The sequence below is a fragment of the Cryobacterium sp. TMS1-20-1 genome, assembly GCF_004402355.1.
GTDB lineage: Bacteria > Actinomycetota > Actinomycetes > Actinomycetales > Microbacteriaceae > Cryobacterium > Cryobacterium levicorallinum.
This window is the reverse complement of the sequence record NZ_SOGF01000002.1, coordinates 82,081-95,778: the sequence shown is the minus strand read 5'-3', so window position 1 is coordinate 95,778 and position 13,698 is coordinate 82,081. Positions and strand designations below refer to the sequence as shown.

13 protein-coding genes, 1 tRNA gene and 1 pseudogene are annotated in these 13,698 nt (G+C 65.1%); 11 read left to right on the top strand and 4 right to left on the bottom strand.

The window, feature by feature from the left end; genetic code table 11:
* Nucleotides 1–35 precede the first annotated feature (35 nt).
* Together E3O45_RS00680 and E3O45_RS00675 are read right to left on the bottom strand one after the other, a co-directional pair.
* Nucleotides 36–506 carry a RidA family protein gene (locus E3O45_RS00680; RefSeq protein WP_134441106.1) on the bottom strand — a complete coding sequence of 157 codons (471 nt, stop codon included), beginning with the start codon at nt 504–506 and terminating at the stop codon, nt 36–38.
* A 2-nt stretch (nt 507–508) separates the two neighbouring features.
* On the bottom strand, nt 509–676 hold the full coding sequence (locus E3O45_RS00675; RefSeq protein WP_134441105.1) for a DUF4177 domain-containing protein: 168 nt from the start codon (nt 674–676) through the stop codon (nt 509–511).
* 71 nt (nt 677–747) lie between these two features.
* On the opposite strand from E3O45_RS00675, the gene E3O45_RS00670 reads away from it, so the two are divergent.
* The 4 genes from E3O45_RS00670 to E3O45_RS00655 all read left to right on the top strand — a co-directional run bounded on the left by E3O45_RS00670 (nt 748) and on the right by E3O45_RS00655 (nt 6,022).
* Nucleotides 748–3,339 carry a transglycosylase domain-containing protein gene (locus E3O45_RS00670; protein WP_241985158.1) on the top strand — a complete coding sequence of 864 codons (2,592 nt, stop codon included), beginning with the start codon at nt 748–750 and terminating at the stop codon, nt 3,337–3,339.
* Nucleotides 3,336–4,328 (top strand): metallophosphoesterase, encoded by a 993-nt coding sequence (locus E3O45_RS00665; RefSeq protein WP_134441103.1) that lies wholly within the window; start codon nt 3,336–3,338, stop codon nt 4,326–4,328. The genes E3O45_RS00670 and E3O45_RS00665 overlap by 4 nt, the downstream gene beginning before the upstream one ends.
* A gap of 77 nt (nt 4,329–4,405) precedes the next feature.
* A tRNA-Pro gene (locus E3O45_RS00660) sits at nt 4,406–4,479 on the top strand.
* 58 nt (nt 4,480–4,537) lie between these two features.
* Nucleotides 4,538–6,022 carry an MFS transporter gene (locus tag E3O45_RS00655; RefSeq protein WP_134441102.1) on the top strand — a complete coding sequence of 495 codons (1,485 nt, stop codon included), beginning with the start codon at nt 4,538–4,540 and terminating at the stop codon, nt 6,020–6,022.
* Here E3O45_RS00655 and E3O45_RS00650 read toward each other — a convergent pair.
* The gene (locus E3O45_RS00650; RefSeq protein ID WP_134441101.1) at nt 6,019–7,044 is read right to left on the bottom strand and encodes a hypothetical protein; all 1,026 of its coding nucleotides are present in this window, start codon (nt 7,042–7,044) and stop codon (nt 6,019–6,021) included. The two genes, E3O45_RS00655 and E3O45_RS00650, sit on opposite strands and share 4 nt — an antisense overlap.
* Nucleotides 7,045–7,244: 200 nt before the next feature.
* On the opposite strand from E3O45_RS00650, the gene E3O45_RS00645 reads away from it, so the two are divergent.
* From E3O45_RS00645 to E3O45_RS00630, 5 genes and pseudogenes are all read left to right on the top strand, one after another.
* The gene (locus E3O45_RS00645; protein ID WP_134441100.1) at nt 7,245–7,721 is read left to right on the top strand and encodes a VanZ family protein; all 477 of its coding nucleotides are present in this window, start codon (nt 7,245–7,247) and stop codon (nt 7,719–7,721) included.
* A gap of 51 nt (nt 7,722–7,772) precedes the next feature.
* Nucleotides 7,773–7,847 (top strand): annotated as a pseudogene (locus E3O45_RS18295) (twin-arginine translocation signal domain-containing protein); the annotation flags it as partial.
* A gap of 57 nt (nt 7,848–7,904) precedes the next feature.
* Complete coding sequence (locus E3O45_RS00640) at nt 7,905–8,651, top strand: hypothetical protein (protein ID WP_241979001.1); 747 nt, start codon at nt 7,905–7,907, stop codon at nt 8,649–8,651.
* Nucleotides 8,652–8,781: 130 nt separating this feature from the next.
* Nucleotides 8,782–9,774: an acyltransferase family protein gene (locus E3O45_RS00635; protein WP_166789343.1), complete on the top strand. Its 993-nt coding sequence runs from the start codon at nt 8,782–8,784 to the stop codon at nt 9,772–9,774.
* Complete coding sequence (locus E3O45_RS00630) at nt 9,771–10,349, top strand: YdcF family protein (protein WP_134441097.1); 579 nt, start codon at nt 9,771–9,773, stop codon at nt 10,347–10,349. Before E3O45_RS00635 ends, E3O45_RS00630 begins: the two co-directional genes overlap by 4 nt.
* Before the next feature lie 31 nt (nt 10,350–10,380).
* On the opposite strand, the gene E3O45_RS18255 is transcribed toward E3O45_RS00630, so the two are convergent.
* Nucleotides 10,381–10,899: a DapH/DapD/GlmU-related protein gene (locus E3O45_RS18255; protein WP_304988980.1), complete on the bottom strand. Its 519-nt coding sequence runs from the start codon at nt 10,897–10,899 to the stop codon at nt 10,381–10,383.
* Between the two features lie 235 nt (nt 10,900–11,134).
* Here E3O45_RS18255 and E3O45_RS17345 point away from each other — a divergent pair, with 235 nt between their 5' ends.
* Nucleotides 11,135–12,565: an O-antigen ligase gene (locus E3O45_RS17345; RefSeq protein ID WP_166789339.1), complete on the top strand. Its 1,431-nt coding sequence runs from the start codon at nt 11,135–11,137 to the stop codon at nt 12,563–12,565.
* A 130-nt stretch (nt 12,566–12,695) separates the two neighbouring features.
* A complete protein-coding gene (locus tag E3O45_RS00615) occupies nt 12,696–13,694 on the top strand; it encodes a glycosyl transferase (RefSeq protein WP_198418199.1) in 999 nt (332 codons plus the stop codon).
* The last annotated feature ends 4 nt before the right edge of the window (nt 13,695–13,698 follow it).

The following is a 13,698-nucleotide window of genomic DNA, read 5'->3' as shown; positions in this document are numbered from 1 at the left end:
TTCGAAAGCGGATGCCCGGCGCGCCGGACACGTACTTATGCGAAGGCGACGACGAACTCGATCTCGACCGGAGCATCGAGCGGCAGCACCGCAACACCCACGGCGGAGCGGGCGTGACGCCCGATGTCGCCGAAGATCTCGACCAGAACATTCGAGGCACCGTTGACCACGGCCGGCTGGCCGGTGAATGCGGGATCGGAGGCGACGAAGCCGGTGACCTTGACCACCTGGGTGATGCGGTCAAGCGAACCGATCACGCTCTTGATGGCGGCGAGGCCGTTGAGCGCGCAGGTGCGGGCATACTCCTGAGCATCAGCCGCTGGGATCAGGCCGTGGCCGTCGCCGACCTTGCCGGCAGCGGGCAGCGCGCCAGAAACCATCGGCAGCTGGCCGGCGGTGTAGACGAAACCGTTGCTGATCACGGCGGGCAGGTAGGCGGCGACCGGCGGCACGACGCTGGGCAGTTCAAGGCCCAGTTCGGCCAGGCGTGCTTCGATCTTCGACACGACTATGCCCCTTCCTTGGCGGCGAGGGGGCGTTTCAGGTAGGCAACGAGGCCACCTTCCGGACCCGGTACGACCTGCACGAGTTCCCACCCGTCAGAGCCCCAGTTGTTCAGAATGGCGGCCGTGTTGTGGATCATCAACGGCGTTGTGAGGTACTCCCAGGCGGGCATGTGACTCCTATTGAGGCGGGCTTTCAGATTTGTCGCTTACGCTCAAGTCTATGTCTGCCAAAAATCGAACCGTGAGCGGGGCTCTGGGGGGTCTCCTGGGTCTCGTCGGGATGAGTGCCGTCGCCGGTATTCTCGTGACCGCCGCCGTCGCCCCAGCCGTTGCCCTGTCCGGCATGGCCGCCACGAACACGATCAACGTGTTCGACAGCCTGCCCGAGTACCTCTCCATCGATCGGCTCTCCCAGAAGAGCAACATCTACGCGTCGACCGACGCCGCGGACCCGGTGGGCACCCGCGTACTCCTCGCCTCGTTCTACGAGCAGAACCGGGTCGATGTGGCCTCCGACGCGATCAGCCAGTTCGCCAAGGATGCCGCCATCGCCGGTGAAGACCCGCGCTTCATGGAGCACGGCGGCGTCGACATTCAGTCCAGCTTCAACGGTGCCGTGCAGACCCTGGCCGGCGGTGACACTCGCGGTGGTTCCTCGATCACGCAGCAGTACGTCAAGAACGTGCTCATTCAAAAATGCGAGGTGATGACCGACGCCGACGAGGCCGACGCCTGCTACTCCGATGCCACCAAGCCGACCGCTGACCGCAAGCTGCGCGAAATGCGTTTGGCCATCGGCATCGAGAAAAAGTACGAAAAAGCAGACATTCTTCGCGGCTATCTGAACATTGCCGGGTATGGCGGATCGGTCTACGGCATCGAAGCCGCCGCCAACTACTATTTCAACACCACCGCGGCCCTGCTCACCCTGCCGCAGGCGGCCAGTCTGGTGGCGATCGTGAACAACCCGGTCAAGTTTCAACTCGACCGCCCCGACAGCGAAACCAATGGTGCGGCCAACGGCTACGCCGACAATAAGTTTCGTCGCGACTACATTCTCAACGAGATGCTCAAGTACGACAAGATCGCCCAGGCCGACTACGACGCCGCGGTCGCCGCGCCGATCGAGCCCGTCATCACCGTGCCCAGCACCGGCTGCCAGACCGCCGGCGACAACGCCTTCTTCTGCGACTACGTGACCAAGGTGCTCAAGAACAATGAGACCTTCGGCGCGACCGCAGAGGAACGCCTCGACAACTTCACCCGCGGCGGATTCGACGTTTACACAACTCTCGACCTCGAACTTCAAGCCACCGCCGTGGCCGCGCTCAACGCCAACGTACCGAAGACATACAACGACTGGAACGTCGGCGGCGTCGTGACCAGCGTCGGGGTCGGCACGGGCAACGTGCTGGTCATGACTCAGAACAAGGACTACAGCCAGGACCCGGCGGTTCAGGCCACCGGCGCCAACTACACGAGCGTAAACTACAACACCGACTTCGCCTACGGCGGTTCGGGCGGATTCCAGCCTGGGTCAACCTACAAAGTGTTCACCCTGGCCGAGTGGCTCAAGGAAGGCCATGCGTTGACCGAGCGAGTCGATTCACGGCGCAAAGCCAACTGGGGCGATTTTCAGGACAGTTGCCTAGGTGTGCAAAACTGGGACGGCCGCTTCAACCCACGTAACGACGCCAACGAGGGCGGCGCCAACTATTCCGCCCTGCAGTCCACCACCGGCTCGATCAACACGGGTTTCATCGGCATGGCCAAAAAGCTGGACCTTTGCGGCATTCGCAAGACGGCCGAAACCTTTAACGTGCACCGGGCCGATGGGAAGGCCCTTGATCAGGGTGCATCGTCGGTCATCGGTACCAACGAGATCGCGCCGCTGACCATGGCGGTGGCTTTCGCCGGCATCGCCAACAACGGAATGACCTGCACCGAGGTCGCCATCACCAAAATCATCAGCACCGATGGAACCGAACTGCCGATCCCCGCGTCGACCTGCACGCAGTCGGTCGAACCCGGCGTTGCAGCGGGCATGCAGTACGCCATGAAGACGGTCATGGGAAGCGGCGGCACAGCTGCAGCGTCCAACTCCGCTACGTCTCCCCGCCTTCCTATGATCGGTAAGACCGGAACGACTGACGGTGCCAAGGACACCTGGATGAGCGGCGCCAGCACCAAGGTCGCCACCGTCGTCGGCGTGGTCAATGTGGGTGGAAACAACTGGAAGAATCAACGCAGCAGCCGGAGCAATCTGTTGGGTAAGTATGCCGCCACGGCACGCCACCGCATCTGGCCGATCGTCATGTCCAATGCCAACGCGAAGTACGGCGGAGACGACTTTCCGGAGGCATCGTCCAGCGTGATCAACGCGGTTGCCGTGCCGGTACCCGACGTGCGCGGCAAGTCTATGGCCGATGCCGAGTCCACCATTGAGGCAGCCGGATTCCTGTTTGTCAACGGCGGCGTGACGAGCTCCGAAATGCCGGCCGGTACCGTGGCCAATACCGACCCGGCCGGCGGGTCCTCCTCCACTCGTGGCGCCAGCATCACCGCCTACTCGAGTGATGGCACCGGCGTCACCATTCCGGCCGTCATCGGCAAGAGTGAAGCGGATGCCCGCAGCACGCTCACCGCCGCTCCGTACGGTTTCACGGTGGCCAAAACCGAACAGATCACAACGGACAAGGCACAGGACGGCAAGGTTGTCGCCGTGCAGCCCGGCGAAGGAACGGCCAGTCGCACCGGCGACGCCGTGACGATTGTCATCGGAAAATACACGGCCCCTAATGCGGACGCCAGCACCGACAAGAAGGACGAATGACCGCGGCTCGTGGCCTCGGCGGTGGTGGCCGTCTCGTCGGCACGTCCCTCGTCGCTGCTGGCGCGGTTGGCCTCGCCGTCTTCGTCTGGGGGGCACTGGTCGAGCGCACCCGGTTCACGCTGCGTGAGGTGAGCGTTCCGGTGCTCGCACCGGGGTCGGCGCCCATTCGGGTGCTGCATCTCTCCGACCTGCACATGGCCCCGTGGCAGAAAAACAAGCAGGAGTGGGTGCGCAGCCTCGCCACACTGAAGCCTGATCTTGTCGTCGACACCGGCGACAACCTCGGGCATGAAAACGGCGTCACCGGCATCGAATATGCCCTGGCACCGTTCCGAGGCATCCCCGGCGTGTTCGTCAACGGTTCCAACGACTATGTCGGGCCACAGCTGAAAAACCCGTTCACCTATTTCGGCGGCCCCTCCAGCCGCCGCACCGTGCGGCGCGAGGAACTAGACACCGACGCGCTGCGCCGGGTATTTGCCGGTCTCGGCTGGACCGACATCAACAATGCCGCCGAATCGCTCGACCTGAACGGCACGCACGTAGAGTTCTTCGGCGTCGACGACCCGCACATCGGGCGCGACCGGCTCGACCTGATCACCCGTGCGATCGATGACCTGCGAGCCAACGATCCCCTCGGTGACGACGTCTGGCCCGATCCGGAGGAAGCCGCGGCTCCGCGCTCCACGCTGACCATCGGCGTCGCCCACGCGCCGTACCAGCGGGTGTTGAACTCGTTCATGAATCACGGCGCCCAGCTGATTCTGGCCGGGCACACCCACGGCGGGCAAGTCTGCGTGCCCGGTTTCGGCGCGCTGGTAACCAACTGTGACATTCCCCGCCGCCAAGTGAAGGGCCTGAGCACCTGGAACCACGGACTGCGCACCGCCTTTCTGAATGTCTCGGCCGGCCTCGGCACGTCGATCTACGCTCCAGTTCGATTTGCTTGCCCGCCCGAGGCAACCCTGCTGACCCTTTGCGCTGGATAAGGCCTACCGCCTACCTGCTCGCTCAATTCGTCAGGACGGCCTCGGAGCGCCTATACTGATCTAGGCCCAAGGGCCATCGGGGTATGGCGCAGCTTGGTAGCGCGCGTCGTTCGGGACGACGAGGTCGCAGGTTCAAATCCTGTTACCCCGACAGTAGTAACACAAAACCTCCACTCCAGGCGAGTGGGGGTTTTGTTGTAGGATCTCCTGTGACATCTACGCCCGCTCCCCCCACAGCTCCGATCGTTTCCCGCCGGGCCTGGCAAGCCCTGATCGTGCTGCTGGCGGGCATGTTCATGGCACTGCTCGACACGACCATAGTGAACGTGGCGCTGCCGAGCATTCGCACGAGCCTCGATGCGTCGGAAGCGACGCTGTCGTGGATCATCTCCGGCTACGCCCTCGCCTTCGGCCTCGCGCTCATCCCGGCCGGTCGCGTCGGCGACCGTTACGGCCACAAATGGGTGTTCTTCAGCGGACTCGCGCTGTTCACGGTCGCGAGCCTCGCCTGCGGCCTCGCCCAGAATGACCTGCAGCTGATCATCGCCCGCGTGATTCAGGGACTGGCCGGCGGCATGTTCGTGCCGGCCGTGACCGCCGTCATCCAGCTGATGTTCCCGGCCAGCGCGCGCGGCAAGGCCTACGCCATCATGGGATCGGTCATTGGCGTCTCCACCGCGCTCGGCCCGATCGTCGGCGGACTCATCATCGAGGCCTTCGGCGTAGAGAACGGTTGGCGCCTGGTGTTCTGGGTGAATCTGCCGATCGGTATTCTCGCGCTCGGAGCCACCGTGTTTCTGCTGCCCGGCGGTGCAGCGCTGCCCAAGGCCGCGCCGACGTCGCGGGCCGGTATCGATTGGCTCGGCCTTGTGCTCGTCTCGGCGGGCCTCGTTGCCCTGCTGGTGCCGTTGATCGAGGGCGAAGATCAGGGTTGGCCGCTCTGGACCTTTGTCACCCTCGCGGTCGGGGTGCTGCTCGTCGTCGCGTTCGGCGTCTGGGAAGTCGTCGTCGCCAAGCGAAACGGCAGCCCGCTCGTGCCGCCGCACCTGTTCTCCCACCCGGCATTCACCGGCGGCGTCATTCTCGCGCTCGTTTATTTCGCAGCTTTCACGAGCATCTTCTTCACCATCTCGATTCTGTGGCAGGCCGGCCTCGGGCACAGCGCGCTCGAGTCAGGGCTCGTCTCCATTCCGTTCGCGATCGGAACCATTCTGGGGGCGTCGCAGAGTGACCGCCTGGCCAAGCGTCTCGGGCGTACCGTGCTCGTGGTGGGCGTCGCCTTCGTCACGATCGGCCTGATCTGGATCTGGCTGGTCATGCTCGTGGTGACACCGGGCGAGCTGACCAACTGGCACCTGCTGCCGCCCCTGTTCATCGCGGGCCTCGGCAGCGGATTCTTCATCGCCCCGAATGTGTCCTTCATCGTCGCAACCGTCGACCGTTCCGAAGCCGGCGGCGCGAGCGGTGTGGTCGGCGTCATGCAGCGCGTCGGTAGCGCGGTCGGTATCGCCGTCATCGGCAGCGTGTTCTTCGGTACCCTCACCGTGACCGGCCCGGGAGCGGATGCCGTGGCCACCGCCTTCACGCACAGCGCCACCATGGCGATGGCGGTCAGTGCCGGGTTCGCCATTCTCGCGCTCGTGCTCGTCTTCGCGCTGCCGAAACGCCTGGCCGCTGGTGCTCCGGCCAGCTAGCCGATGCGGGTGAGTGCGGTGAACGTCATGGTGGCACTCGAACCGTTCCGACAGGTCTGATAAAGCAGGTCGAACCCGCGCGGCACGTTGTCGGCGGTGTCGGTCGCGACATTCAGCACGGCGGTGACCGGCCCGACGCGAAAGGCGCCGCTGGCCGCCCCGGTCAGGGTGATCGTGCTGCCCTCCCGCGGAAACTGTGACCCTCCACACGACCAGTGCTCGGCAATCACCGGCACGCCGTAGTGCGCGCTGATGTCGACGGCACCCTGGCAGGCGTCGATCTCGTTCTGCCAGCCGGTCGTCCAGACCGATTTAGAGAATGAAACGAATGCCGGCGCCGGCGCGTTCCGGCCCGGTCCCGACGACTGGACGGGGCCCGACCGGGCGGCTTGTTCTGCCACCGCTCGCGCCGCTTCGACTCGCGCTGCCTCCGCCCGCGCTGCCCCTTCGGCCGCCAACCGAGCCTGCTCCACATGCCAGGCTGTGACGGCCTCGGCCACAATCAGCTCCGATGAGGCCAGCGCTTCCTCCAGACTCGCCAGCCCGGCGGCCCGATCAAAACGGATGCCGTCCAGCACCCCGGTCTGCGTGGCCAGGTCGGGCCGGGAGGGAAAGTACACGCCGCTGGCCGCGGAGAAGCCGATCGCCGTATTCGCCCGATCGAGTTCGCGTGCGGCACGATCCACCCGGCGAAGACCGCTGTCGATCTGCCGGCGCAGTTCGGCCCGACCGACACTGTCACCGATAGTGGCCGCGCTTTGCTGCCAGGCCAGTTCGGTGGCTGCGATGTCGGCGCGGGCCGAGCTGATGAGACGAGTGGCCTGCGCGCGGTCGTCAATGAAGCTCGCGACGGCCGAGTTGTAGTTGTATTCGGTCAGCATCTGTGCGGTTGGCGACGACACTGCCAGGGCTGGCGGCGAGCCGCCGGCGAGAAGGTCGGGTATTGTCGCGCACCCGGTGAGGCTCACGGCGAGCGTGATGAGCACCAGTCGGTGCAGCGGAACACGCCTGGCTCTGACCACAACAGTCCTCTTCGGGAGGGTCGGCTTGCGGAACGGGACAGCAGCGCAATGGGAGGTGCGCGGTGGGGTGCCATTAAACATCCACTTCGCCGACTTCCACAGGCCCCAGCCGGACTAGACCGGGCGTTCACGGCTTGAAATGTAGGGCATAGTGACTAGTCGGCGTGCCGGCTCAAACGGGCCGGCAACCAGGAGGTGTCATGACCGCAAACCGACGACGTCGGCACACCATGTTGCGCCGCGCCGCGGGGTGGCTGGCACTCGCCTACCTCGCTGCACTGGCCTTGATCGCGTTCTGGCCGACGCCGGTCGACCGCGGCCTGAACGGATCGATTTCAGCGTTTGTGCTGTGGCTGCACGCGAACGGAGTGCCGGCCTGGCTCGACTACGAGAGCATTGAGTTCAGTGCCAACATCGCTTTGTTCGTTCCGGTCGGCCTGCTCATCGTGCTGCTGACCGGCATACGTCGCTGGTGGATCGGTACGCTGATCGGCACTTTGATCAGCTGCACCATCGAGCTCGGCCAGCTCGTCTTTCTGCCGGAACGATTTGCCACCGTCAACGACGTGATCGCCAACAGCCTCGGCGCCCTGCTTGGAACCCTGATCGCTGCCGTCGTGCTGCGGGTAGCTCTCGGCCCGGCCCATCCGCCGGCCGCGGTGGCACAAACAACCTGATCCCGAAATTTGAGTTGGACCTCAGAGAGTCTCTCTGCTATCTTCGGCAGAATGGATCGTCGAGGGTTTCTCACATTATCGTCCGCTGGCGCTGCAACGCTGGGTTTCAGTGCGCTGGGCGCACCCGGAGCCTTAGCCGCGACCGCCCCGATACTGCCAGGGGAGGTATCCCGCCTCTCCAATGTGCTCACCCAAAAGGGAAAAAAGCTGTACGACAATATTGAAGTGGACATCGGCGGCGACCGCGCCCGCCTGTTCATTCCCCAGACCGTGTCGCGCAATTCGACGGCCTCGATCGGAGCCGTCTGGTTCTACCACGCAGCCTCGAGTTCGCACAACGCGCTCAACGGCGGCTTCAAGTACCCCGGCGAACTCGTGGTCGATCAGAACGCCATCGCCATCTGCATCAATGCCGGCGGTACCCAGTACACCAACTCCGTCGCCACCAACGCGCAGAAGAATGCGTGGACTTACCTGAACGCGCTGTACACCGTGCGCCGCAACTTCTTACGCGCGACCTCGTTTGGCGGATCCCTGGCCTGCTACACCTACGGCAAGAAGCTCATTCCGTACATTCGCGGCCTGTACATGGTCAACGGACTCTACGACAACGAATGGCTGTACGCCTACGACACCAAGAACCAGGCCCACGTCGGCGATGCGTACAACAACGACCTCACCCTGATCAAGGGCACCAACCCGGCCCGGATCAGCGCCACCCCGTGGACAAACAGCCGGGTCAAGGTGCTCGTCTCCGACGACGCTCACCCCGACAATGTCGTCATTCCGAGCAGGAACGGCCTCGCCCTAATCAATAAAATCGCGCCCGTCGCCATTGCCGCCGAGGTGATGTACCACACGCTCGCGCACGACACCCCCGGGTTCGCCCACACCGACATGATCAAAACCTTCGCGCAGTGGTCGATCTAGCAGGGAGGTAGTTCGTGGCGGAACGCACGCGGGTCGACTGGGTTGACGGGGCCAAGGGCATCGCGATTCTGCTTGTGGCCCTCGCGCACGCGGTGCAGTGGACGGTACTCTCCGGCCTCGCGCCGGAGTTTTGGAACAAGATCAACCTGGTCTTCATCGTGTTTCGCATGCCGTTGTTTTTCTCGCCTCCGGCCTGTTTGCCGCCTCGATCATCAAACGCAGCTGGCCAACGCTGTGGCGAACCCGGCTGAGCCTGCTGGTCTGGGCCCTTCTCCTGTGGACCCTCATTCGTTTCGGCTATTTCTCGCTCCTGACCAACCCGTCCGGCTTCGACGAGACCAACCCGATCGATCTGCTGCTCGCGCCGGTGCGCCCGAGCAACGGCCTGTGGTTTCTCTACGCCCTCGCCCTGTTTTTCATGGCCGCCAAACTCATGCGCAACCGCATCGACTGGCGGGTGCAGCTCGGCGGCGCCGTCGTGCTGTCGGTGCTGTTCTTCGCCCGCGCGGACACCGGCAACATCGCCTGGAACGGCATCGGCCGCTACTTTCTGTTCTTTCTGCTCGGCTGCTACCTGCGCGAGTGGATCCTCGCCTTCGTCAACCGCCCCAGCCGCCTCGGCGCGCTCGGTCTTGGCCTCGGCTTCGGCGCTGCCTTTCTGGTGTTGGCCGGGCTCATTCTCACCGTGGATTCACGCCTGCCGTTCATCACCGGAACGCTCGTCGTGGTGAGCCTGTTCGCCCTCGGCGCTGGCCTGCTCGTCGCCCGATTCCTGGTCGGCTTTCGCGCCATGGCCTGGCTCGCCTATGTCGGCCGCAATACCCTGCCGATCTACGTCGTGCATGTACTCCTGGTGTCGCTGATCACGAGCCTGCTGCTGCTCTACCGCGGCCAGGCCTGGCTCGATCGCCTCGGCCCGGCACTCCCCCCGCTGGTCGCTGGCCTCGCGGTCGCCGCGTCGCTGTTGCTCTGGCGACTGGTGCGCGACCTGCCGGTGCTGCGCTACGCGTTTGCGGTGCCGATCTGGTTTGCCGGACGGGCACCGGCGGCGGGTGAAGCAGCGGCATCCCCTTCAGCAGAAACAGCAGACCCGGCAGAGCGGATGCTGCCGCGCAGCGAGTGAAATCGCCGCACCACCGCGCCGGGCGCCAGCGCGCCCTCGTGCTCCTCACCGGGCTCATCCTGCTGACCGTTGGCCTGGTCGCCGTCACCACGCGAACGGTCATGTTTCCGCGTGAAGACGCTCCGAGCAGCGCCGACGCCATCGTCGTGCTCGGCGGGCTCGGGAGTGCGGCCGTCGTGCAGAAGGCCCTCGATCTGGCCAAGGCCGGGTACAGCGATCACGTGCTCATTTCGGATGCCTTCGGCGGGGACACCCGCCCGGCCAACCTGTGCGGGCGCGACCCGGCCGTGCCGGGCACGGCGATCGAGGTGGAGTGTTTCGACCCGCACCCCACGAGCACGCGCGGGGAGGCCGAAGCCATCGCCGCCTTCACGAGCGCTCAGGGCTGGAACCGCGTGATCGTGGTCACCTCGAGCTATCACGTGAGTCGGGCCCGCCTGCAGATCTCCCGCTGTTACCCAGGGGTACTCGCGGTGATCGGCGCCGCGCAGCCGATGGATCCGCCCAAGTGGGTGTACCAGTTCGGGTACCAGAGCGCCGGATTCATCAAGGCCTGGCTGACGCCGGCCTGTTGAATGCGCCGACGCAACGCGCCGGCTCAAGCCGTCAGCGCCGGGCCATCAGCCCCTCGGCGATCGAATCGACCCGCTCCCGGTAGCTCTGGCCCACCATGTCGGACTCGGCCGGCCACTCGCGCAGCGCCGCGTGAAACTCGGGCCAGGCCTTGATCGGGCGGGCCGGAACGCCGGCCACGATGGTGCCGTCCGGCACCGATGCCGTCACGACCGACCCAGCACCCACCACGCAACGGTCGCCGATGCTCACTCCGGGCAGCACTGTCACGCCGGCGCCGATAAAGACATCCGAGCCCACCCGAATCGGCGCGAAGCGATAGCGGCGGCCACGCTCATCGCGGCAGAGCCAGCCCGATCCGTCGTGGGTGATGAAGGTTACCCCGGAGCTGATCGTCACCCGGTCACCGACCGAGATGAGCCACGGCTCGGTAGTGGCGATATCAGAGAGGATGCGACATCCACTGCCGATCTGCACACCCAGCGCCCGAATCGCGTAGACCCTCCCGCGGGCACGCCGCAGAATCTTGTAGGTCAGTCGGGATAATTTCACCGTAAGACTCCATTTCGTCGGCTGTGCGGTGCTTGAGCAGCTGGAATTTTGCGGCCTGTGCAGCCCAACCCGCCTAAAGTATCGGTTTTCCGGCCGTCTTACTGGCGCTGAGGAAAATTCACGTGTTATCGTTGCGCCTAATCGCATCAACAGCGCTGCGGCTCCATTCCGTCCATTCCCTGCGCGATCAACAGTTTCTGCGCCACCACTCTGCGCTACCACCCGAAGGCGGCCGATGTTCGATTTCACCATGTTGCGATTGCGCCGCACGCCGATCATCATCAGCGCGCTCGCCGCCCTGTTCGTCATTGTGGCGAGCCTGGTGCTGCCGCGCTTCGTGGCCAGTCTCGGCTTTATCGTGATTCCGCTGGCCCTGCTCGCCTTCGTCGCCATGGTGACCCTGTTCCTGCTACCCGTGCACGTTCTGCCGGCCGTGGCACTAGTCACCTTTGCACTCATTCCGGCCCGCATGCTTCCCCAGGACGGCCCGATCGGCGCCTTGCCGCTGACCACCATGATCATCGTCGTCTGGGCGCTGCGCCGGCTGATCACCACCACGGCGAACGTTCCGCTCACGACGGCACCGGCCCCGTTCAAGTCGGCTACCCGCTTCTTCGCGGTGCTCTTTCTGGTCTGGTCGCTGTTCACGCTGCTGCACAGCCCCGACCTGCAGGCGAGCCTCGGCTGGACTATCAGTTTCAGCGCCGGCGCGTTGCTTCCGCTTTTCATCGGCACCGCGAGCCGGGAGGCCTTCTGGATTCGGCGGGCCTGGCTTCTGCTCGGCGCCTGGCTCGGAGCGTACGCCCTGATCGAGGGGGCCCTGCGCGCCAATCCGATCTGGGGCACGCTGTACACGGTGCTCGGCCTGAGCGACAGCCAGCACTGGTCGGTGTATCGCGCGACCGCATCGTTTGGGCATCCGCTGTTCGCCGGCCTGTTTTTCGCCGTCGCCTGCGCCCTGGGGATCGGCGTCTGGCTGCGCGAGGACTCGAAACCGGCCCTCGTCACCGCGATCCTGAGCGGCCTCGGCCTCGTCGCCACCGTCTCGCGCGGTGCCATCCTGTCGGCGGCGATCGCCATCGGTTTCGCCTACTTCGTGTCGCTGGTGCTGCGCGGTGAAAAGCACTGGGGCAAATTCGCGCTGCTCGCGGTACTCGTGGCTGCGGGCATCGTCGCACTCTTCCAGTTCGATGCCTTTACCGCCCGCAATAACTCGGTCGAGGCCGAACTGTCGTCGCAGGCCCGCGACCTCGGCGTCTGGGTGTCCCTGCAGGCCGCGAATCTGACCGGTTGGATCGGGTCGGGGCCTGGCACTTCCGGCATCACCGGGCGCCTGTTCAACGATGTCACGATCGAGAATTCGCTGCTGCAGCTGCTGATCAGCATCGGCCTGCCCGGAGTGCTCCTGTTTCTGCTCGTGATCGGCTCGGCCGTGGCGCACGCGCTGTCCCAACGTGCCGTCGGCGCCGCGGCCGCTCTCGTCGCGTACACCGTCTGTATCGCCGGATTCAACGCGATCGACGCACTGCGCCCGATGCACCTGCTGCTTGGTTGCCTGTTGATTCTGACGCTGAATCCGGGCAAAACGGATGCCGCCGCCGGGCTTGCCACGGCGCCGGCACGACGATCACTCGCTCGCCCCAAACGGGGGTATGCGCGCTTCTAACGTGCCGCCGGCTGGCACGCTACTCTAAACCGACAGATTCTCAGTTACCGCCGGCATTCCCTGCCGGCCCGTAAGGGGTATGGGCGTGACGACGATAGGTTCGACAGGCACGGGCTCGACAAGAATCACCGTGTTGCAATCGCTGAGTGCACCCGATGGCACCACGCGCTACGTCAACCAGGTCGTCGAGGGCGCTCCGGACGCCGTGACCATGCGGTTCTTCACCTGGCGCACCGCGCTACTGGGCCGGTACGACGTGTTCCACGTGCACTGGCCGGAGCTGCTCATTCGCGCTCCCCGGCCGCTGAAGGCAAAGCTTCGTCGCGCCGCTCTCTACGCACTGCTGCTGCGCGCGCGGCTGCAGCGCATTCCGATCGTGCGCACCATGCACAACCTCACCCCGCACGAGGCCGGACAGAACGCGGAAACCCGCGCCCTCGAGGCGCTCGATGCCCGTACGGCGCTCGTTATTCGACTGAATCCGACCACCCCGGTCGAACCGGAGTCCAAGGCCGTCACCATTTTGCACGGCCACTATCGGGACCGCTTCGCCGGCATGCCGCTGCCGAACTCCGTGCCCGGGCGTATCCTCTATTTCGGACTGATTCGACCCTATAAGGGGGTCGAAACCCTGCTGCAGGTATTTCGCGCGGTGCCGGGCGCGGATCTGACGCTGCGCATCGTCGGCCGTCCGTCCAGCGGCCTCGGCGCGGTCATAACCGCCGAACAGGCCGAGGACGAACGCGTCAGCTCGGTGCTGCGCTTCGTCTCCGACGAGGAACTCGTGGTGGAGGTCGGCGAAGCTGAACTGGTTGTGTTGCCCTACCGCGAAATGCACAATTCGGGCGTTCTGCTCGTCACCCTCTCCCTGGATCGGCCGGTGCTCGTGCCGTCGACACCGTCCAATCTGGCTCTGGCCGAGGAGGTCGGCCCCGGCTGGATCTATCTGTACGAGGGCGAGCTCACGCCGTTGATCCTGCGCCACACCCTGGAGCGGATGCGCGCCGCCGGCTCTCGGCCGCGCCCCCACCTTGACGGGCGCGACTGGAAAACCCTGGGTCTGCAGAGTTATGGCACCTACCTGCGGGCCTTGCAGCTGACCGGACGGCCCCGCCGGAGCATCCGTTGACCGT

Excerpts from the sequence above, each read along its gene's own strand:
- E3O45_RS00675 (WP_134441105.1), bottom strand. The coding sequence starts at position 676 with ATGCCCGCCTGGGAGTACCTCACAACGCCGTTGATGATCCACAACACG.
- E3O45_RS00645 (WP_134441100.1), top strand. The coding sequence starts at position 7,245 with ATGACCGCAAACCGACGACGTCGGCACACCATGTTGCGCCGCGCCGCG.
- E3O45_RS17345 (WP_166789339.1), top strand. The coding sequence starts at position 11,135 with ATGTTCGATTTCACCATGTTGCGATTGCGCCGCACGCCGATCATCATC.
- E3O45_RS00665 (WP_134441103.1), top strand. The coding sequence starts at position 3,336 with ATGACCGCGGCTCGTGGCCTCGGCGGTGGTGGCCGTCTCGTCGGCACG.